The 17,837-nt window shown below is 64.1% G+C and carries 18 protein-coding genes; 7 read left to right on the top strand and 11 right to left on the bottom strand.

The annotated features are described in order from the left end of the window. Window positions 1–92 precede the first annotated feature (92 nt). Together BGI51_RS18495 and BGI51_RS18490 are read left to right on the top strand one after the other, a co-directional pair. Window positions 93–1,037: a DNA replication terminus site-binding protein gene (locus BGI51_RS18495; protein ID WP_187979289.1), complete on the top strand. Its 945-nt coding sequence runs from the start codon at window positions 93–95 to the stop codon at window positions 1,035–1,037. Window positions 1,038–1,558: 521 nt separating this feature from the next. Beyond that, entirely contained in the window at window positions 1,559–2,152 is a 594-nt protein-coding gene (locus BGI51_RS18490; protein ID WP_187979288.1) for a DUF1349 domain-containing protein, read from the top strand. 12 nt (window positions 2,153–2,164) lie between these two features. Here BGI51_RS18490 and BGI51_RS18485 read toward each other — a convergent pair whose 3' ends face one another. Together BGI51_RS18485 and BGI51_RS18480 are read right to left on the bottom strand one after the other, a co-directional pair. Further along, window positions 2,165–2,938: an L-iditol 2-dehydrogenase gene (locus BGI51_RS18485; RefSeq protein WP_187979287.1), complete on the bottom strand. Its 774-nt coding sequence runs from the start codon at window positions 2,936–2,938 to the stop codon at window positions 2,165–2,167. Between the two features lie 68 nt (window positions 2,939–3,006). Beyond that, window positions 3,007–4,314: an ABC transporter substrate-binding protein gene (locus BGI51_RS18480; protein ID WP_187979286.1), complete on the bottom strand. Its 1,308-nt coding sequence runs from the start codon at window positions 4,312–4,314 to the stop codon at window positions 3,007–3,009. Between the two features lie 248 nt (window positions 4,315–4,562). Here BGI51_RS18480 and BGI51_RS18475 point away from each other — a divergent pair, with 248 nt between their 5' ends. Continuing rightward, window positions 4,563–5,477, top strand: coding sequence for an AraC family transcriptional regulator (locus BGI51_RS18475; protein ID WP_187979285.1), 915 nt, complete (start codon window positions 4,563–4,565; stop codon window positions 5,475–5,477). Between the two features lie 87 nt (window positions 5,478–5,564). Here BGI51_RS18475 and mgrA read toward each other — a convergent pair whose 3' ends face one another. The 6 genes from mgrA to BGI51_RS18445 form a co-directional block, all read right to left on the bottom strand. Beyond that, the gene (gene mgrA, locus BGI51_RS18470) at window positions 5,565–6,602 is read right to left on the bottom strand and encodes an L-glyceraldehyde 3-phosphate reductase (RefSeq protein WP_133861689.1); all 1,038 of its coding nucleotides are present in this window, start codon (window positions 6,600–6,602) and stop codon (window positions 5,565–5,567) included. A gap of 557 nt (window positions 6,603–7,159) precedes the next feature. After that, window positions 7,160–8,134: a biotin-dependent carboxyltransferase family protein gene (locus BGI51_RS18465; protein ID WP_187979284.1), complete on the bottom strand. Its 975-nt coding sequence runs from the start codon at window positions 8,132–8,134 to the stop codon at window positions 7,160–7,162. Continuing rightward, entirely contained in the window at window positions 8,131–9,003 is an 873-nt protein-coding gene (locus BGI51_RS18460; RefSeq protein ID WP_187979283.1) for a 5-oxoprolinase subunit B family protein, read from the bottom strand. The genes BGI51_RS18465 and BGI51_RS18460 overlap by 4 nt, the downstream gene beginning before the upstream one ends. Beyond that, window positions 9,000–10,352 carry an acetyl-CoA carboxylase biotin carboxylase subunit gene (locus BGI51_RS18455; protein WP_187981349.1) on the bottom strand — a complete coding sequence of 451 codons (1,353 nt, stop codon included), beginning with the start codon at window positions 10,350–10,352 and terminating at the stop codon, window positions 9,000–9,002. Before BGI51_RS18455 ends, BGI51_RS18460 begins: the two co-directional genes overlap by 4 nt. Before the next feature lie 17 nt (window positions 10,353–10,369). Continuing rightward, window positions 10,370–10,621, bottom strand: coding sequence for an acetyl-CoA carboxylase (locus tag BGI51_RS18450; RefSeq protein WP_158896781.1), 252 nt, complete (start codon window positions 10,619–10,621; stop codon window positions 10,370–10,372). A gap of 92 nt (window positions 10,622–10,713) precedes the next feature. After that, window positions 10,714–11,478: a 5-oxoprolinase subunit PxpA gene (locus BGI51_RS18445; protein ID WP_187979282.1), complete on the bottom strand. Its 765-nt coding sequence runs from the start codon at window positions 11,476–11,478 to the stop codon at window positions 10,714–10,716. 118 nt (window positions 11,479–11,596) lie between these two features. Between BGI51_RS18445 and BGI51_RS18440 the strand changes: the two genes are divergently transcribed. The 3 genes from BGI51_RS18440 (at window position 11,597) to BGI51_RS18430 (ending at window position 14,186) form a co-directional block, all read left to right on the top strand. Further along, entirely contained in the window at window positions 11,597–12,514 is a 918-nt protein-coding gene (locus BGI51_RS18440) for a LysR family transcriptional regulator (protein ID WP_187979281.1), read from the top strand. Between the two features lie 137 nt (window positions 12,515–12,651). After that, on the top strand, window positions 12,652–12,903 hold the full coding sequence (locus tag BGI51_RS18435; protein WP_187979280.1) for a helix-turn-helix domain-containing protein: 252 nt from the start codon (window positions 12,652–12,654) through the stop codon (window positions 12,901–12,903). Then, entirely contained in the window at window positions 12,900–14,186 is a 1,287-nt protein-coding gene (locus BGI51_RS18430) for a HipA domain-containing protein (RefSeq protein ID WP_187979279.1), read from the top strand. The genes BGI51_RS18435 and BGI51_RS18430 overlap by 4 nt, the downstream gene beginning before the upstream one ends. 9 nt (window positions 14,187–14,195) lie before the next feature. Here BGI51_RS18430 and BGI51_RS18425 read toward each other — a convergent pair whose 3' ends face one another. Continuing rightward, window positions 14,196–14,594 (bottom strand): hypothetical protein, encoded by a 399-nt coding sequence (locus tag BGI51_RS18425; protein WP_187979278.1) that lies wholly within the window; start codon window positions 14,592–14,594, stop codon window positions 14,196–14,198. A 34-nt stretch (window positions 14,595–14,628) separates the two neighbouring features. Continuing rightward, window positions 14,629–15,642 (bottom strand): 1-aminocyclopropane-1-carboxylate deaminase, encoded by a 1,014-nt coding sequence (locus BGI51_RS18420; RefSeq protein ID WP_133861699.1) that lies wholly within the window; start codon window positions 15,640–15,642, stop codon window positions 14,629–14,631. A gap of 159 nt (window positions 15,643–15,801) precedes the next feature. Here BGI51_RS18420 and BGI51_RS18415 point away from each other — a divergent pair, with 159 nt between their 5' ends. Beyond that, complete coding sequence (locus tag BGI51_RS18415; protein ID WP_187979277.1) at window positions 15,802–16,272, top strand: Lrp/AsnC family transcriptional regulator; 471 nt, start codon at window positions 15,802–15,804, stop codon at window positions 16,270–16,272. A gap of 102 nt (window positions 16,273–16,374) precedes the next feature. Here BGI51_RS18415 and BGI51_RS18410 read toward each other — a convergent pair whose 3' ends face one another. Continuing rightward, window positions 16,375–17,751 carry a GntP family permease gene (locus tag BGI51_RS18410; RefSeq protein ID WP_187979276.1) on the bottom strand — a complete coding sequence of 459 codons (1,377 nt, stop codon included), beginning with the start codon at window positions 17,749–17,751 and terminating at the stop codon, window positions 16,375–16,377. Window positions 17,752–17,837: the final 86 nt, after the last annotated feature.

Here is a 17,837-nt window from a genome sequence, read left to right as displayed (position 1 = left end):
ACTGCTAGGATATCCCTCTGCAAGGTAATCAATAAGAAGGGTGAAGTTCGTGCAAATGCTACAATCTGGTAGATATCAGGCTGGAGTTGGCTATGCACGAAGACATCAAGAACACGTTCGAAGAGCTGAAGCGGAGCATCGCAACCTTCAATGAGCGCTGGCCCAGCAAGGTGATAGCCGCCCGGGTCTGGCGGCTGCCTTTGCTGGCGCAACAGCGGGTGCCGGACCACATCGCCGCGGAGTCCTTCGAGGGTAGCGCTGCGGTGGAGCTTACCCGTGATGCCTTGCTGGCCTTCCACCTGCAGCCCGGCCAGGCGCCGGGTACCGTCAGCCGCCTGCCAGGCTATATCGCCCTGACCGAACCCCTGATGGAGGAGATCCTGGCCATCAACACCTGCAAGGCGGCCTTCAGTGCTGCCATCGAACAGACGCGCCTGGAGCTGGAGCTGGCGCCCGAGGCGCGGCCGCGCATCATGCGCAAGGCCCTGGGCGGCGCCTTCAATACCAAGCAACTGATCCGCAAAGTCCATGGCTTTCCCGATCCGGTCCGGCAGCTGACCTTTACCTGGGCCGGCCATACCGCCGGAGGAGAGCGGGTCAAGGTGTCCAAGGTACGCGAGCAGCTCAAGACCCTCGCCATGGCCCGCGCCGATCGGGAGCGGACCGCCCTGGATCGCACGCCGGAATGGCAGGAGCATCAGGCACTCAATCGCATGGCGGACGACGACATCCTGGTCCGGCACAAGAAGATCGCCCCGCATCCACGGGCGATGCTCTGGTTCGGCGAGGAAAGTCGCTATGACGCCATGATCCACGCCAACCTGCCGGTCTTCGTGGTGCCGGCCCAGGACGGCATGCAGGTCGTCGACCTGCGCGATTTCGACCGTACCCAGCGCGGGGCGCTGCGACCCGACATCAAGCCGCGTCGCGAGGTGCTGGCCACACGGCTGCTGTACCTGCCTACCGACAATCCCGAACGACCTGCCGCCCAGCGCAACAATGAGGCGACACTCAAGCGTTCGACCTACAGCCGCTGAGCGCCGCTGACGTTACCGAGCGGGTGGATGTCGTAACCAGATCCTTCACCGCCGAGTGAAAAGGTAACGAAATCCTCCGCAACAGTTGTCCCAATGTCAGGTTAGAATCAATAAAATCTATCTATTTCAACGACTTATGAATGTTGGCACGGCGAGTGCTTTATTACTGACACAAGAACAACAAGATGCGCCGCTAACCGCCCACAACAAGAACAAGACGGCCAAGGCTCGCGAACCGATCATTTTGGGACGCTGCAGAGCAACCAAAGTAATCTGTTCACTTCCCACCTGCTTGGTGGGGCGTACTAAAGATCGATGACGTTGATGTCCGACAACAAAAACAAGAGGACAGCAGACGTACTTGAACAGGGGAGCCTCCGGGCTCCCTTTTTTCATGCCTGCAAGAAGGTCGCTAGAGGGCAGGGGATGGCTGCCCTGACAGCACGATTAACTTCCAGCTTTGGCGCATCCCGCGTCCTTGATCTATCGTGTGCGCAGCCCATCCGCCGCGGATAACCGTCATGACCCTTGCGAAGACCTTGCCCGCCCACTGGCTGAACGAGCCGAAGCGCTGGTCCGACACGGATGGCCTGCTGCACATCTGTACCGATCGCGAGACCGACTTCTGGCAGAGGACCCAATACGGCTTCGAGCGTGATAGCGGGCATTTCCGCGGTTATGCGGCCGGAGCGGACTTCACCGCCCAAGTGCGGATCACCGGGACCTTTACCGAGCTGTATGACCAGGCCGGCCTGATGGTGCGGCAGGGCCGCGAGCAGTGGTGCAAGACCGGGCTCGAGATCAGCGATGGCATCGCCCATCTGGGCAGCGTCCTCACCCTGGGGCATTCCGACTGGGCCCTCGGGCCCATGCCTGATGCCTTGCGCGGCTTCTGGCTGCGGATGACACTGCATGACGAGGTGCTGCGCCTCCAGTATTCCCTGGATGGCCTGAGCTGGCCGCTGTTGCGGCTGTGCCGGTTCGCGAGCGAAGAGGGCGCGGACTTGCAGGTCGGGCCCTATTGCTGCTCGCCGCAGCGCGAGGGCCTGGAGGTCAGCTTCGCCGACCTGCAGATCGGTCCGGCGATCGTCAAGGAACTGCATGACCTGAGCTGACCGAAGGGTGGATCAGCTCATCCAGTTGCCGCCGTCGACGTTGTAGGTCTGGGCGACCACGAAATCGCTGTCACTGGACGCCAGGAACAGCGCCATGCCGACCAGGTCCTCGGCGGTTCCCATGCGACCGTAGGGTACGGCTTCGCCGACCAGGCGCTTCTTCTCGCCCAGCGGCCGTTGCTCGTAATGGGCGAAGAGGGCGTCCACACCCTCCCAATGCTCGCCGTCGACCACGCCGGGAGCGATGGCATTGACGTTGATGCGGTGCTTGATGAGGTCGAGGCCGGCCGACTGGGTCAGGCTGATGACCGCAGCCTTGGTTGCGCAATAGACGGCAACCAGGGCTTCACCGCGGCGCCCGGCCTGGCTGGCCATATTGATGATCTTGCCGCCATGACCCTGGGCGATCATCTGCCGGGCAGCGGCCTGCAGGGTGAACAAGGGCCCGGCCACGTTGATGGCGAACAGCCGGTCATAGCTTTCCCGCGAGATCTCGACGATGGGGGCCAGGTCGAACAGGGCGGCATTGTTGACCAGGATGTCGAGCTTGCCGGCGGTAGCGACCACCTGGGCGATAGCCGTGTCGATGGACACCTGGTCGGTAACGTCCATGGCCAGGGCGTAGGCGCGCTCGCCCAGTTCCTCGGCCGTTTCACGGGCTCTTTCGATATTGATGTCGGCGATGGCCACCCTTGCGCCTTCCCGCAGGTAGGCCTCGGCGAAGGCCTTGCCGATACCGCGCGCGGCGCCGGTGATCAGGGCGCTTTTTCCTTCCAGTCTGTTCATGGTCTTGGCTCCAATCGAGAGACTGACCGCGCGATGCAGCGCGCAGTCAGGTCTTGGATAAAGGGAAGCTACTTGAGATAGCCCGCGCGTTTCATTTCGCGGGTCGTCGAGGTCTGGGCAGCGTTGAGAGCCTGCTCGACGCTCATCTGGCCGGTGAGGGCAGCGGAGAACAACTTGCCGACCGAGGTGCCGATGGCCTGGAACTCGGGGATGGTCACGTACTGGATGCCGACATAGGGCACCGGCTTGGCCGAGGGATGGGCCGGGTCGGCGTGCTGCATCATCTCCAGGGTGATCCTGGCGAAGGGCGCAGCGCTCAGGTAGGCCTGGCTGTAGGTCGACTGGCGAGTGCCCGGCGGGACGTTGGAGATGCCATCCTGGTCGGCCACCAGCTGGATATATTCCTTGGAGGTCGCCCAGGTGATGAAGGTCTTGGCAGCCTCCTTGTGCTTGGCGCTCGCCGGGATCGCCAGCGACCAGGCATACAGCCAGGACGAGCCCTTGTCGGTGACCTCATGGGGCGAGGCGGCGAAGCCGACCGCATCGGCCACCTTGCTCTGGCTCTTGTCGGTGGTGAAGGAGCCGGCGACGCTGGCATCCACCCAGAGCGCGCACTTGCCGCTGTTGAACAGGGCCAGGTTCTCGTTGAAGCCGTTGCTGGAAGCCCCGGGCGGGCCGTACTTCTTCATGGTGTCGACGTAGAAATTGGCCGCTGCTGTCCACTCGGGACTGGTCAGTTCGGGCCGCCATTGTTCGTCGAACCAGCGCGCGCCGAAGGCGTTGCCCATCAGGCTGAGCAACGCGACGTTTTCCCCCCAGCCGGCCTTGCCTCTCAGGCAGAGACCGTATTGCTCCTTGTCCGGCTGGTTGAGCTGGCTGGCGAAGGCGACGAGTTGCGTCCAGGTCGGTTTGTCGGGCATCTGCAGGCCGGCGGCCTTGAACAGATCCTTGCGGTAGTAGGTGACGGTGCTTTCGCCGTAGAACGGCAGGGCATAGAGACGGTTGTTGACCGACAGCCCCTGGCGGACCGCCGGGAAGATGTCCTCGACGTCATAGCTGGCAGGCAGGTTGTCGAGCGGCTCCAGCCAGTTCTTGGCACCCCAGAGCGGTGTTTCGTAGGTGCCGATGGTCAGCACGTCGAATTGGCCACCACCGGTGGTGATGTCGGTGGTCAGCCGCTGCCGCAGCACGTTTTCCTCGAGCACCACCCAGTTGAGCTTGATATCGGGGTGCTGTTTTTCGAAGACCTGGGACAGGCGCTGCATGCGCACCATGTCGCTGTTGTTGACGGTGGCAACGGTGACCGATTCGACGGCCTGGGCAACACCGGTCAGTCCGAGACCGGCCAGCAGCAGCAACGCGATAGGGCGCCTCATCTTCTTCTCTCCGTGACTGCCGCGGCGGGCAGCTTGTTGTTGTTATGAATGGCTGGCCGCCGATATAAATCTGATCTCGACAGGCCCGCTGGAGAGAATTACAACAGCAGGGCCAAGCCGCTGGCTAACCTGGTATTGACCAGTTGCCGATACATTTTTGACCTGGCTCGCACAGCGCACTGAGGTCAAAAAAGCATCGATAGCCAGGCCGACGGGTGCGGCCTTACCTGAACACGCAGAGGTACACCATGAAGGCGACCGCCTTCCTCGAGGCGCGGCCAGCAGAGCTGGAAGTGATCTTCGCCGCGCCCGACCAGAGTTTTCGCTGGTACGAGCACGACTATCCCTACGCCTTGGCGCGCTGGAATCATCACCCCGAATACGAGATCCACCTGATCCGCCAGGGCAGTGGACGACTGCTGGCCGGCGACTATGTCGGGCCCTTTGCGGCAGGTCACGTAGCCATGATCGGGCCGGATCTGCCACATGACTGGATCGGCGATCTGCCACCCGGCGAGGTGCTTGCCGGTCGCGATGTGGTCATCCAGTTCAATGGTGACTTGCTGCGCTCGCTGAGCGCTGTGGCACCGGAGCTGGGCGATTATCTGCCGTTGCTGGAACAGGCGCGACGCGGTCTGGAGTTCAACGGCGATACGGCCCTGCAGGCGGCTGCATTGATCGAGGCGATGGGCCAGGCCCGGGGTGCCGAGCGCCTGCTCAAGCTGTTCGCCTTGCTGGGCTTGCTGTCCCGGGCGCCGGGACGCGAAAGGATCGTCCTGGCCAGTGCCTGTTATGCGCCGGCGCTGGATGCCCGCAGTTCCGCAAGGGTGCATCAGGCCTTCGACTATCTGCTGAGCGAACTCACCGAGGATATCCGGCTGCCGGTGATCGCCAGGCGCGTCGGCATGAGCGAGGCGGGGTTTTCACGCTTTTTCAAGAAGGTTACCGGCCACGGCTTCATCGAACTGGCGCGCAAGCTGCGCATCCAGCGGGCCTGTCGTCTGCTGCGGCAGGCGGAGCTGTCCATTGCAGCCATCTGCTTCGAGGTGGGCTATTCCAACCTGTCCAATTTCAACCGACATTTTCGCAACGAGACCGGACAGACGCCCAGCCAGTATCGCCAGGAACAGATCGGGACGCGGCGTCAGCAGCCGCAGAGGTGAGGGCGGGCGAGGGTGGTTATGCCCTGCCAGGATCCTATCAAGGTAGGCGTAGCTGACGCTGGAGCGCCCGCTACGCCAAGCGGGGCCTTATTCCGCGCTGGACGGCTTGGCCCAGAGATTGATGTCGCCTTCGACCGCATGGGTATCGATCTCGGCCAGTTCCTCGGCGGTAAAGGTCAGGTTGTCCAGGGCTGCCACGTTTTCCACGATCTGCTCGGGTCGACTGGCGCCGATCAGGGCGCTGGTGATGCGCGGATCGCGCAGGGTCCAGGCCAGGGCCAGCTGCGCCAGGCTCTGGCCGCGGCGCTTGGCGATGGCATCCAGGGCGCGTACCCGGGCCAGGTTCTCGTCGGACAGATGACCTTGCTGCAGCGACTGGCCACCGGGCTGATTGACCCGGGCTTCGGCTGGAACGCCATTGAGATACTTGTCGGTCAGCAATCCCTGGGCCAGGGGTGTAAAGGCGATCACGCCACTGCCGATTTCCTCGGTCGCCTCCAGCAGATCCTTTTCGATCCAGCGATTGAGCAGGTTGTAGGCCGGCTGATGGATCAGCAGCGGGATCTTCCAGTCGGCCAGCAGCTTGGCCATTTCCCGGGTCTTGGTCCCCGAATAGGAGCTGATGCCGATATAGAGCGCCTTGCCTTGCTGGACCGCCGTGGCCAGGGCACTGGCGGTTTCTTCCAGCGGGGTGTGTTCGTCGAAACGGTGCGAATAGAAGATGTCGACGTAATCCAGGCCAAGACGCTTGAGGCTCTGATCCAGGCTGGCCAGGACGTATTTGCGCGAGCCGCCACCTTGGCCATAGGGTCCGGGCCACATGTCCCAGCCGGCCTTGCTGGAAATGATGAGTTCGTCGCGGTAGGCCGCGAAGTCTTCGCGCAGCAGCCGACCGAAATTGATCTCGGCGCTGCCATAGGGCGGCCCGTAATTGTTGGCCAGGTCGAAGTGATTGATGCCCAGATCGAAGGCGGTGCGCAGCAAGGCGCGTTGACGATCCAGCGGCGTGGTGTCGCCGAAGTTGTGCCATAGGCCCAGCGAAAGCGCCGGCAGCACGAGACCGCTGCGACCTACGCGGCGGTAAGGAATACGGTCATAGCGATCGGAAGCGGCTTGATAAGCCATGCAAAACTCCTTGGGATGGAATACGTGTTGGAAACCCAGGACATTCGCGCGCGGTGACACAGGCAGAGGCGCGACAACCGGAAAGAACTCCGGGAACGGACGCCATCCGATTAAAGCCGCCAGCGGCGTCTTGTACAAACGGGCGCTGCGGAATTTGCGGTGCAGGTGTACGGTAAGCGGCGATCTGAATCCTTGGAGTCGTAGTGCCAGGCAACGTGGCGAGGTCGTGGCGAATTGGAGGAAGCCGCCAGCGTGAAAAGGCAGACACCTGGTGCAGCACTCCATAACCATGACTTCGCATAATGTATATTATGTTAAATTGGATATAGGCCTGGGCTGACAACAGCCCTTTGCCATCCCACTCGGCGTTTAACGTTCTCGCCAATCCAGCCAGCAGACTCCACTCTCGCTTCCCTACCCTGACGCTGCCGATCAGCATGTTTTGCAAGACGTGCAGCTTCGAGCAGGATCTCCTTGAGTGACGATCCTGAAGACGCGTCCGTTACGAACGACGCCTTCAGGATCTCCAGACCGATCGCCGCAACGTCCAGCGATCCTCAGGTCGCCAGGACCTGCTCCAGTCGCTGCAAGCGCTCCCGGTACACACGCCGTGCGGCCAGCGCGTCTTCCAGGGTCACGGCGACGAACCGGGCTTTCTGATTCGGCTGCAGCTGGCCGATCAGATCCAGGTCACTGCTGATGACGGTGCCGATCATGGCGTAGCCGCCGCCAGACACCGCGTCTCGGTGCAGGACGATGGGTTCAAGGCCCGCCGGCACCTGGATCGAGCCGATGGGATAACAGCTGTCGACGATATTGGACGGATCCGAGCCGGCGCCAAAGGGTTGTTCGCGCGGCGTGAATTGCAGCGGCCGACCGCCCTTGAATCTATAGCCGATGCGATCGGCTTCGGAGCCTACCGTCCAGGTATCGGCGAAGAACGCCTCGGCGGCGTCCGCGGTCAGGCGGTGATGATAGAGACCCGGCACGACCCGCAGGATCACCTCGCCGCCGCAAGCCGGCACCAGGTCGCCTGGCAACCGGACGCCAGGCTTGACGCCTGTCGCCGGGGTGCCGACAGCCAGTTCGTCACCCGCGGCGAGCCTTCGACCCTGGAAGCCACCCAGGCCGCCCAGGGTGTACGTCGAGCGACTGCCCAGCACCTCGGGCACATCGAAGCCGCCCGCCACGGCCAGATAGCCACGGGCACCGGCCTTGAGGTAATCGAACTTGAGCACCTGGCCGGCGCGTACGCCGAAGGCTTCGTCCAGCGGCATTTCGGCGCCGTCCAGGCGTGGCGTCATGCGCGCGCCGCTCAGGGCGACCAGCGCGTCTTCGGCGAAGAGCAGCTCCGGACCGAGCAAGGTGCATTCCAGGGCCGCGGCGCCGGCTGCGTTGCCCACCAGCAGATTGGCCGCGCGCAAGGCATAGCTGTCCATGGCACCCGACGGCGGAATGCCCAGGTGGTAGTAGCCTTCACGGCCGAGGTCCTGGATCGAGGTGGCCAGGCCGGGTTTGAGTACCTTGATCATGCCGGCTCCTCCATCAGGGTGCGCGGATAGCCACGGGGATCGTCGAGGAAGGCGTCCAGGGAAAAGTCAACCGGCCGGATATTCAGGGTGAAGCTACCCTCCTCTACCTCGGCCAGCATCCGGTCGTACTCGGCACGGTCGATGGCGCGGAAACGGACGATGTCGCCGGGCCGGAAGAACACCATGTGCTCCTGCAGGTAATCGAGGCGCTGCGCCGGATCGTAGATGGGCGCCGGCGTCACACCGAACATCTGGTAGCCGCCGGCGCCCCGTACCGAATAGATGCAGCCGAAGCAGCCGCCGTGGCCAAGGGTCTGCCTGGGTGTGTCGGTGCGGGGTCGCAGGTACTTGGGGACCTGCAACTGCCGCTCGGACTCCACCATCTGGAACATGAACGGCAATCCGGCGACGAAACCCACCATGGACACGAACCAGGGCGCGCCGCTGTGGGCGGCGATAAAGGCTTCGACGTCGGCCAGGCCGTTGATGCGCGCAGCGTATTCCAGATCGGTGGCGGACGGATCCTGGTGGCGATCGCGAAAGCGCATCAGCGTCTCGTGGGTCCAGGGATCGTTGTAGAGCACCGGGATTTCGATCATCCGCGTGGCCAGCTGGCGCTCGGCCACCGCCTGGTCTTCCACGCCCTGGACCGCTGCCAGGAGCCGGTCGGGCGGCAGCACATCGGGATCGAAACGGATCTGGAAGGAGGCATTGGCCAGGCAGATGTCGTGGATGCCGGGCAATTGCAGCGCCTGCACCGCACGGGTCATGGCCAGGCCACGGAAAAACGCTTCCAGGGACATGCTTTCGGACAATTCGACGAACAGGTGCTCGTCGCCACCGAAGCTATAGCGGATCGCGGTCGTCATGCGGAGATCTCCTCGGCCAACCAGTGTTCCAGGGTACCGGTGTCGAAGCGCGCTTCGATCACCCAGGGTTCGTCCAGCAGACGGCGATGCAGGCTGGCGGTGGTGGCCATGCCGCTCAGACGCAATTCGTCCAGCGCCTGGCGGGCACGGGCCAGGGCCTCGCCGCGATCGGCGCCATGGGCGATGAGCTTGGCCAGCAGCGAGTCGTAATAAGGGGGCACCCGATAGCCTGCGTAGAGATGACTGTCGACGCGGATGCCCGGGCCCTGCGGCCAGGCGAGCTGCTCGACCGTCCCGGGGCTGGGAAAGAAGTTGCGCGCCGGATCTTCGGCGTTGAGTCTCAGCTCGATGGCGGCGCCCTGCAGATGGATGTCTTCCTGGCGCAGCCCCAGGGGTTCACCCCCGGCGATGCGCAGCATGGCCTGGACCAGATCGATACCGGTGACCATCTCGGAGACCGGGTGCTCGACCTGGATGCGGGTGTTCATCTCGATGAAGAAGAATTCGCCGCTGGCTTCATCGAACAGGTACTCCAGGGTCCCCGCGCCGCGATAGCCGAGGCGTTCGGCCAGGCGTACCGCGCTGGCGCAGAGGGTCTCGCGCTGGGCAGCGCTCAGCACCGGCGATGGCGCTTCTTCCAGGAGCTTCTGGCGGCGCCGCTGCAACGAGCATTCGCGCTCGAACAGATGCACGGCGCGCTGGCCATCGCCAAGGATCTGCACCTCTATATGACGAGCGCGCTCGATGAAGCGCTCCAGATAGAGGGCGCCGTTGCCAAAGGCGGTCTGGGCTTCGCGCTGGGCGACGGGAAATTCCCGCGCCAGCTCGGCGGCGTCGCGGGCCAGGCGGATGCCCCGACCTCCTCCCCCGGCCGCTGCCTTGATCAGCAGCGGATAGCCCACCGTCTCGGCTGCCGCTATGGCGGCCTCTATATCAGCCGGTTCGCTGGCAGAGCCCGGGACCACCGGGACGCCAGCCGCCTGCGCGGTGCGTCGTGCCTCGGCCTTGTCGCCCATGCGGCGGATGATGTCACCCGAGGGGCCGACGAAGACGGCACCCGCCGCCTCCACTGCATCGGCAAAGGCAGCGTTCTCGGCCAGAAAGCCATAGCCGGGATGCACCGCATCGGCGCCGCTGTCACGCAAGGCCTTGAGCAGCGCCTCTATATTGAGGTAGCTGCGATCCGCCCGCGCCGGGCCGATCACCACCACGGCATCGGCCTGGCGCGCCGCCAGCGAATCCTGGTCGGCCTCGCTGCAGGCCAGTACCGTCTCGATGTCCAGCGCCTTGGCGGCGCGCAGGATACGAACGGCGATCTCGCCACGATTGGCCACCAGCAGACGGCGGATGCCGCTCCCTGACGTACTCACGAGGCGGCTCCGCTCAGGGTGGCCAGCAACTGACCCGGCTCGACCGGGTCACCGTCCTCCACCGCGAAGGCCGTCAGGGTCCCGTCCACTTCGGCGTGGACCTCCGAGAATTGCTTCATCACCTCGACCAGGCCGATCACCGTGCCGGCGGTGACGGTTTCCCCGACCTCCACATAGGGCGCCGCATCGGGCGTGGGTTTGCGATAGAACGTTCCGGGCAAGGGCGAAAGCACCGAATGTTCGGCCATGACGATTCCTCTTCTAGGCAATGTTGTCGGAAAGGCAGGCGTAGCGAAGGACTGGAGGACCCGGCGTCTTGGCGCCGGTGTCCGCATGAAAACTAGCCGGCGCCAGGGGCGCGGATGGCGATGCCGGCGGCGTCGAGGCGCTGGCGGATGGCCTGGGCCAGGCCCAGCGCACCGGGGGTATCGCTGTGCAGGCAGATGGATTCGAAGGCCACCTCGACCTCGCCCCCCTCCACCGTGGCGACCCTGCCCTGCTGGCAGGCTCTGAGCACCCGTTCGGCCACGGCCTGGGGATCCAGCTCACCCATGCGCCGGACCAGCACGATGGACCCGCTGGCGTCATAGTCCCGGTCGGCATAGAACTCGCGCACCAGGGGCTGGCCCAGCTCGCGACCGATTCGCCAGGTGGCCGAATCGGGCAGGCAATAGAGCAGCAGCCCGGGTTCGATCCGTTGCAGCGTCTCCACCAGCAGCCGGGCAGCCGTCTCGTCCCGCGCCAGGTGCATGAACAGCGCGCCATGGGGTTTGAGGTGTTGCAGCCGCAGGCCATGCAATCGGGCGAATTCACGCAGGGCGCCGAGCTGATAGACGATATCGGCCACCAGTTCTTCGGCGGGCATCTGCAGGGGCCGGCGGCCGAAACCCACCAGATCGCGATAGCCCGGATGGGCGCCGATGGCCACGTTGCGCGCCTTGGCCTGCAGCACGGTGCGCTGCATGAGGGCGGGATCGCCGGCATGGAAGCCGGTGGCGATATTGGCCGAACTGACCAGGTCGAGCAGTTGGTCATCCACGCCATCGCCCAGCGTCCAGGCGCCAAAGCCCTCGCCCATGTCGGAATTGAAGTCCACCTCGATCATTGCGGTATTCCCTTGCAGTGGTGCGGTGTCCTCGACCTTAGGACTGCCCTGCCCCCTTGGGAAGATTTATTATCCAAGGTCCAGCGTTCGGAAAAATCGATACCTCAGGACAGTTGTCATGGCCCTTACCCTGCGTCAGCTGCGCTACTTCACCGCGACCGCCGAACTGGGGCAGATCTCCCAGGCGGCCATCCACCTAAACATTTCCCAGTCGGCGGTGACCAGTGCCATCCAGGAACTGGAGAGTCTGCTGGGCGCCAGTCTTTTCGTCCGCTCGGCGCAAGGAATGGCGCTGACCGATGCCGGCCGGCATTTCCTCAACCATGCCTACGGCATCCTGCGCGGGGTCGACGATGCCCTGAGCAGCGCCCTGCCCGACCACCGCGCCAGCGGCGAACTGCGCATCGCCGCCAGCTATACGGTGATCGGCTACTTCCTGCCGCACCATCTGCAACGCCTGGCGCAGCTCTATCCCGAGGTGACGGTGGCGGTGCACGAACAGGAGCGCCAGGCCATCGAGGAGGCGCTGCTGGACAGGCGCATCGACATGGCGGTGGTCCTGACCGCCAACCTGACCCACGAGGACATCGTCTCCGAGACGCTCTTCAATTCCGAACGCCGTCTCTGGCTGCCCAGTGGCCATCCCCTGCGCGATCGACCCAATGTCAGCCTGGCCGATGTCGCCCGCGAGCCCTATGTGCTGCTGACCGTCGATGAGGCGGAACAGAGTGCCAGGCGCTACTGGCGCCAGTCAGGCCTTGAACCCCAGGTGCGCTTGCGGACCAGCTCGGTGGAAGCCGTGCGCAGCATGGTGGCCAACGGCAGCGGCGTGGCCATTCTCTCCGACCTGGTCTATCGCCCCTGGTCGCTGGAGGGCAAGCGCCTGGAGACGCGCACCCTGATAGAGCCCATCACGCCCATGAGCGTGGGGCTGGCCTGGCACCGCGAACACCCCCTGACACCGGCCATGCAGGCCTTTCGCAGCTACTTCCACAGCGCCTTTCTGGCACCCCAGCAACTGGGGGCGCGACGTTAGCAGAAGATTAAAATCCTCATGATCGAAAGGATTTTGTATTAGCAGCGTTATCAGCAACTGAAATCCTCACGATCTTGAGGATTGCGCTGCCTTTCCCTTTGGCGTTAGCCTGATCCCCACGCTCGTGAGGATAAATCATGCAGGTGATACTCAAGAATGCCGCCGACCTGGGCGCCCTCGTCCGCCAGGCGCGCAAGGCCCAGTCGCTGCGCCAGGACGATGCCGCCGGCAGTCTCGGCGTCAGTGAAAACTTTCTCGGCAAGGTCGAGCGCGGTGGCGAAACCGTCCAGTGGGGCAAGCTGTTCCAGGTATTGGAAGGCCTGGGGGTGCGCCTGATCGTGGATCTGCCCACTGAAGTGGCAGCCCAGCCGGATACCCGGACACCATGAGGCGTGAACTCCTGGCCTGGATCGACGACCAGCTGGTGGGTCGGCTGGCTGACGAGAACGGTATCTGGTCGTTCCGGTACGAGTCCGATTGGCAGGCCTTCGGGCTCTGTCCGCAATTGCCCTTGCAGCGAGCGCCACTGATCGATGGCAGTTCGCAGCGACCGGTGCAGTGGTACTTCGACAACCTGCTGCCCGAGGAAGGCCAGCGGCAACTGCTCGCCCAGGATGCGCGCCTGGATGCCGCCGATGCCTTCGCCCTGCTGAGCTGGTACGGCGCCGAATCCGCCGGATCCCTTACCCTGCTCGCCGAAGGACAGCACCTGCCACCGGGAGATCGCCGCCCCCTGAGCGATGCCGATCTCTCCCGGCGGATCCAGGCCATGCCGCAGTTGCCGCTGACCCACGAGGCGCACAAGCGCATGTCGCTGGCCGGCGCCCAGCACAAGCTGGCGGTGATTCTCGATGACCAGGGGTTGCAGGAACCCGTGGGCGCCCTGCCCTCCACCCATATCCTCAAGCCGGACCATCCCCACGAGGCCTTCGCCCATTCGGTGATCAACGAGTGGTTCACCATGCGCCTGGCGGGTCTGGCCGGGCTGATGGTTCCCGCCGTCGAGCGCCGCTACGTGCCCGAGCCGATCTATCTGATCGAGCGCTTCGACCGCGTCCGTACCCCGGGCGGCTGGCAACGGCGCCATGGCATCGACGCCTGCCAGGTGCTGGGTCTGGACCGTCATTTCAAGTACCAGGCGGGTAGCGTGGAGCGCCTGGCCGAACTGGCCCGGCTGTGCGAGGCGCCCGCCGTGACCCGGACGCGGCTGTTCAACTGGCTGGCCTTCAACGTGCTGGTGGGCAATACCGATGCCCATCTGAAGAATCTGGGCTTTCTGGTCTCACCCCGTGGGCTGGCCCTCGCGCCCTGCTATGACCTGCTCTGCACGGCCGTGTACGAGAGCCGCGCCTTCGATCAGCAGCGCTGGCCGGACGCGACCACCCTCGCCTGGCCGATCCTGGGTGAAAGCCGGCTGGTGGCCATCGACCGCGAGCGACTGCTGGATGCAGCCGAAGCGCTGGGTATCAAGCGCTCGCCGGCTGCTGCCCAGTTGCAACGCCTGCGCCAGCGCCTGTCCCTGCAGGCTCAGCAGTTGCTGGAACAGACCGAGCGGGAAAATCAGACTCTGGCCATCGCGCGACCGGAGCTGCGGGCGGTCTTCGCCGGCGAGTTGCGCTGTCTGCGCGCGATCAGGGCGCTGATCGCCGAACAGGTCGAGCGGCTGGCCTGACGGCCACGCTCAAAGCGGCAACACCGCCAGCAGGCGTTCGCGTCTGAGCTGCTGCAGGCGGGCAATCAGCTCCCGCGTGGATGTGCCACTCGTGAACTGTTGCAGCCGTTGACCGGCGACCGATCCCAGCCATTCCAGCTCGTTCGAGCCCGCCGGCTCGACCGCCAGCAGCAGGCAGTCACCGCCCAGCCGGGACAACAGCCGTACGATCCGGCTCTGCGGACCCTGGGTGAGCCACTCCTCGTGCAGCCCGCCGACGTCCTCCAGCTGCAGCACCGGGAGGTCGCTGCAGCCGGGCAAGCCGCTGCGCAATTCCGCCGTCACCGCGGGGTCGAGATCGCCATGCAGGATGACCAGCGCCACGGCCGGTCGGAGGTCGTCTACCGCTGTCCAGCATTGGCTCGTCATGCGGGACCTCCTGGTGATCGGTCGTGGCCTGGGTTCAGGCGAAGGCGTTGTGGTAGGCGTTGAGCGCCGGGGCACCCCCGAGGTGAACATAGAGTACCCGACTGCCCTTGGCGATCTCGCCACTGCGCGCCATGGCGATCAGCCCGGCCATGGATTTTCCCTCGTAGACCGGGTCGGTGAGCATCCCCTCCATCTGCGCGGTGTAGCGGATGGCCTCGACGGTGGGACCATCCGGCAGGCCGTAGTCCGGTCCGCAGAAGCGGGGCTCGATGATGACATCCTCGTCGCGGATCTCCTGCTTCAGGCCGATCATCTCGGCGGTGTTGCGCGCGATCTTGGTCACCGCGGCGCGGGTCATCTCGGCGTCCGCCGCCGTGTCGATGCCGATCAGGCGCCGCTCGCGCTCCTGGGCGCGAAAGCCCACCACCATGCCGCCCTGGGTAGAACCGGTACAGGTGGCCGTCACCACGGTATCGAAGAAGAGGCCCTGCTCGCGCTCCTGGCCGGCCAGTTCATCGGCGAAATGAGCATAGCCGAGGCCACCCAGCGGATGGTCCGAGGCGCCGGCGGGAATGGCGTAGGGCTTGCCGCCCTCACGCCGCACCTCATCCAGGGCACGCTCCCAAGTGGCCTTCACCGCGGTGGAATAGCCCTCGCCTTCCAGCAGCGTCTGGGCGCCCATCAGGCGGGACAGCAGGATGTTGCCGACCTTGTCGTAGACCGGGTCTTCCCACTTGGTCCACTCCTCCTGGACCAGCCGGCACTTCATGCCCAGCACCGCGGCGACGGCAGCGACCTGGCGGGTGTGGTTGGACTGGATGTTGCCGATGGAGACCAGGGTGTCGCAGCCCTGCGCCAGGGCATCGGCGGCCAGCCATTCCAGCTTGCGCACCTTGTTGCCGCCATAGGCGAGACCGGAGGACACGTCGTCACGCTTGGCCCAGAGTTCGATACCGAGGTCCTTCGACATGCGCTCCAGCTTGTGCAGGGGCGATGGGAAGTAACCGAGCTTGACGCGGGGAAAACGCTTTTCGAGATCCAGGGACATAGCAGCGACTCCAGTGGTGAGAGAACGCCTTCAATGCTAGGGAAAACCCTGAAAAAGGTGCTTTCGAATGAGCGGTACGAAATCTGCTTTCCTTTTGAACGATTCCCAGAATCCGCATGGATGTTCCTCCAACAACCGCTTTATAAGGAGAATCTTTCGATGAGCGAAGCTGCGGAACTGACCTCGGTAGAACGCAAGATCCTGCGCGCCCTGCAGCAGGACGGCCGGCTGAGCAATGCCGAGCTGGCCCGCCAGGTTGCCCTGAGCCCGAGCGCCTGCTGGAACCACACGCGCAGGCTGTTCGAGAGCGGCGTCATCACCAGCGTCAGGGCCCATGTGGACCCCAAGGCGGTGCAACGGGAAACCGCGGTACTGGTGGGCGTGGTGCTGGACAGATCGACCCCGGATTCTTTTGAGGCCTTCGAAGCGGCGGCCCGCGCCCTGCCCCCGGTGCTGGAGTGTTACCTGGTGGCCGGTGACGTCGACTACTTCATCAAGCTCAGGGTCAAGGACATCGCCGCCTTCAATCGCCTGCACAGCGAACGGCTGATCGCCCTGCCCGGCGTGCGCCAGGTGCGCACCTTTTTCGTGCTGAACGAAGTCAAGACCGAGGGGCTGTTGCCTATCTGAACAGGCGGGTGGCGCCCAGGGAAGGACGGGTGCCGAGCGGCGCCCGTTCAGATAAGGGATTTCACAGAGGACGGCGTCCTGATTCGACGCCGCCTCAGGTCATTACACGACCACGTTCAACAGCAACACCACGATCAAACCGACCACGGCGACGATCGATTGCACCACCGAAATGGTCTTGGTGGCTTCGCCCATCGTCATGCCGAAGGATTCCTTCACCATCCAGAAACCTGCATGGTTGGCGTAGTTGAAGAACAGCGAGCCGCAGCCAATGGACAAGGCCAGCAGCGGCAGGTTGAGGCTGGGATCGGCACCGGCGAGCGGCGCCAGCAAGCCGGCAGCCCCTACGATACCTACCGTGGCGGAACCGGTAGAGACCGAAAGCAACATGGCGATCAACCAGCCGAGGACCAGCGGAGGGAACGCCGACTGCTGAGTCAGGTGGACAATCGCATCGCCCACCTTGGCGCTGGTCAGCAGCTGCTGAAAGGCACCGCCGCCGGCGATGATCATGATGATCGAGGCGATTGGCTTGAGGCTCTTGCCCAGCGATTCGCGCAATTGCTCCGCATCGCCGCCACGCGCGAGTACCAGACTTGCCCCGGCGAACAGCACGCCCAGCAGCATCGCTATCAGCGGATTGCCGAGGAAACCGGCCATTTTCAGCAGCGCATTGTCCTTGGCCAATACCATCTCGGCGACGGCATGGATCAGCATCAGGATCGCCGGCAGCAAGGCTGCCAGCACGCCAAGGTATACGCTGGGGCCTGGTTTATTGTCGGCTTTTTCAGCCAGGGTGAACTGATCCAGCAACACCTGATCGGGCCGAGTGCTCATGCGCGGGGAAATGAAAGCGCCATACAGTGGGCCGCCCAGGATCATCGCCGGGATAGCCGCCAGGAAACCATAGAGCATGGTCGGTCCGACCGAGGTTTTCAGCGCGGCGATGGCCGTCAACGGGCCAGGGTGCGGCGGGACCATACCGTGCATGGCGGCCAGTGCGGCAATCACCGGAACGCCCACATAGACATAGGCTGACCCCTTGAAGCGCGCCTGACTTTCCAGCTTGCGCGCCACGCTAAAGATCAGCGGCAGCATGATCACCAGGCCGACCTCGAAAAACATCGGAATGCCAATCACGAACGCGACCATCATCATCGCCCACGGAATCATCCGATCCGATGTGCGCCTGAGGATGACCGCGGCAATCTGCTCGGTGACGCCGGCGTCCGCAAGTATTTTGCCGAGCATCGCCCCCAGCGCGATGACCACCCCCACAGCCCCCAGTGTCTTGCCGGCGCCGGTGACCAGCTGGGAGACGATGCGATCTGGCTCCATACCGGTTGCAAAGCCTACGCCGACGGAAACCACCAGCAACGCCAGCAGCGGGTGCATTTTGAGGCGCGAGACGATCAGCACTACCAGCACCACGACGCTGATCAATGCAGTCAGTAACAGATTTATATCTAAGGGAGTCATGAAAGGTTCTCGGTTGGGCTGGTGCCAAACTCTTGTAGGAGGGTGAGATGAATGGCCTCTGTAACGGCTAGGTTGCAGCGTTCGTC

The sequence above is a fragment of the Pseudomonas oryzihabitans genome, assembly GCF_014522265.1.
Classification (GTDB): Bacteria; Pseudomonadota; Gammaproteobacteria; order Pseudomonadales; family Pseudomonadaceae; genus Chryseomonas; species Chryseomonas aestiva.
This window is presented reverse-complemented; position numbering and strand designations above follow the sequence as displayed.

What these genes read in the sequence shown, in the direction of transcription:
- BGI51_RS18495 (WP_187979289.1), top strand. Translation starts at nt 93, where the DNA reads ATGCACGAAGACATCAAGAACACGTTCGAAGAGCTGAAGCGGAGCATC.
- BGI51_RS18490 (WP_187979288.1), top strand. Translation starts at nt 1,559, where the DNA reads ATGACCCTTGCGAAGACCTTGCCCGCCCACTGGCTGAACGAGCCGAAG.
- BGI51_RS18485 (WP_187979287.1), bottom strand. Translation starts at nt 2,938, where the DNA reads ATGAACAGACTGGAAGGAAAAAGCGCCCTGATCACCGGCGCCGCGCGC.
- BGI51_RS18480 (WP_187979286.1), bottom strand. Translation starts at nt 4,314, where the DNA reads ATGAGGCGCCCTATCGCGTTGCTGCTGCTGGCCGGTCTCGGACTGACC.
- BGI51_RS18475 (WP_187979285.1), top strand. Translation starts at nt 4,563, where the DNA reads ATGAAGGCGACCGCCTTCCTCGAGGCGCGGCCAGCAGAGCTGGAAGTG.
- mgrA (WP_133861689.1), bottom strand. Translation starts at nt 6,602, where the DNA reads ATGGCTTATCAAGCCGCTTCCGATCGCTATGACCGTATTCCTTACCGC.
- BGI51_RS18465 (WP_187979284.1), bottom strand. Translation starts at nt 8,134, where the DNA reads ATGATCAAGGTACTCAAACCCGGCCTGGCCACCTCGATCCAGGACCTC.
- BGI51_RS18460 (WP_187979283.1), bottom strand. Translation starts at nt 9,003, where the DNA reads ATGACGACCGCGATCCGCTATAGCTTCGGTGGCGACGAGCACCTGTTC.
- BGI51_RS18450 (WP_158896781.1), bottom strand. Translation starts at nt 10,621, where the DNA reads ATGGCCGAACATTCGGTGCTTTCGCCCTTGCCCGGAACGTTCTATCGC.
- BGI51_RS18445 (WP_187979282.1), bottom strand. Translation starts at nt 11,478, where the DNA reads ATGATCGAGGTGGACTTCAATTCCGACATGGGCGAGGGCTTTGGCGCC.
- BGI51_RS18440 (WP_187979281.1), top strand. Translation starts at nt 11,597, where the DNA reads ATGGCCCTTACCCTGCGTCAGCTGCGCTACTTCACCGCGACCGCCGAA.
- BGI51_RS18435 (WP_187979280.1), top strand. Translation starts at nt 12,652, where the DNA reads ATGCAGGTGATACTCAAGAATGCCGCCGACCTGGGCGCCCTCGTCCGC.
- BGI51_RS18430 (WP_187979279.1), top strand. Translation starts at nt 12,900, where the DNA reads ATGAGGCGTGAACTCCTGGCCTGGATCGACGACCAGCTGGTGGGTCGG.
- BGI51_RS18425 (WP_187979278.1), bottom strand. Translation starts at nt 14,594, where the DNA reads ATGACGAGCCAATGCTGGACAGCGGTAGACGACCTCCGACCGGCCGTG.
- BGI51_RS18420 (WP_133861699.1), bottom strand. Translation starts at nt 15,642, where the DNA reads ATGTCCCTGGATCTCGAAAAGCGTTTTCCCCGCGTCAAGCTCGGTTAC.
- BGI51_RS18415 (WP_187979277.1), top strand. Translation starts at nt 15,802, where the DNA reads ATGAGCGAAGCTGCGGAACTGACCTCGGTAGAACGCAAGATCCTGCGC.
- BGI51_RS18410 (WP_187979276.1), bottom strand. Translation starts at nt 17,751, where the DNA reads ATGACTCCCTTAGATATAAATCTGTTACTGACTGCATTGATCAGCGTC.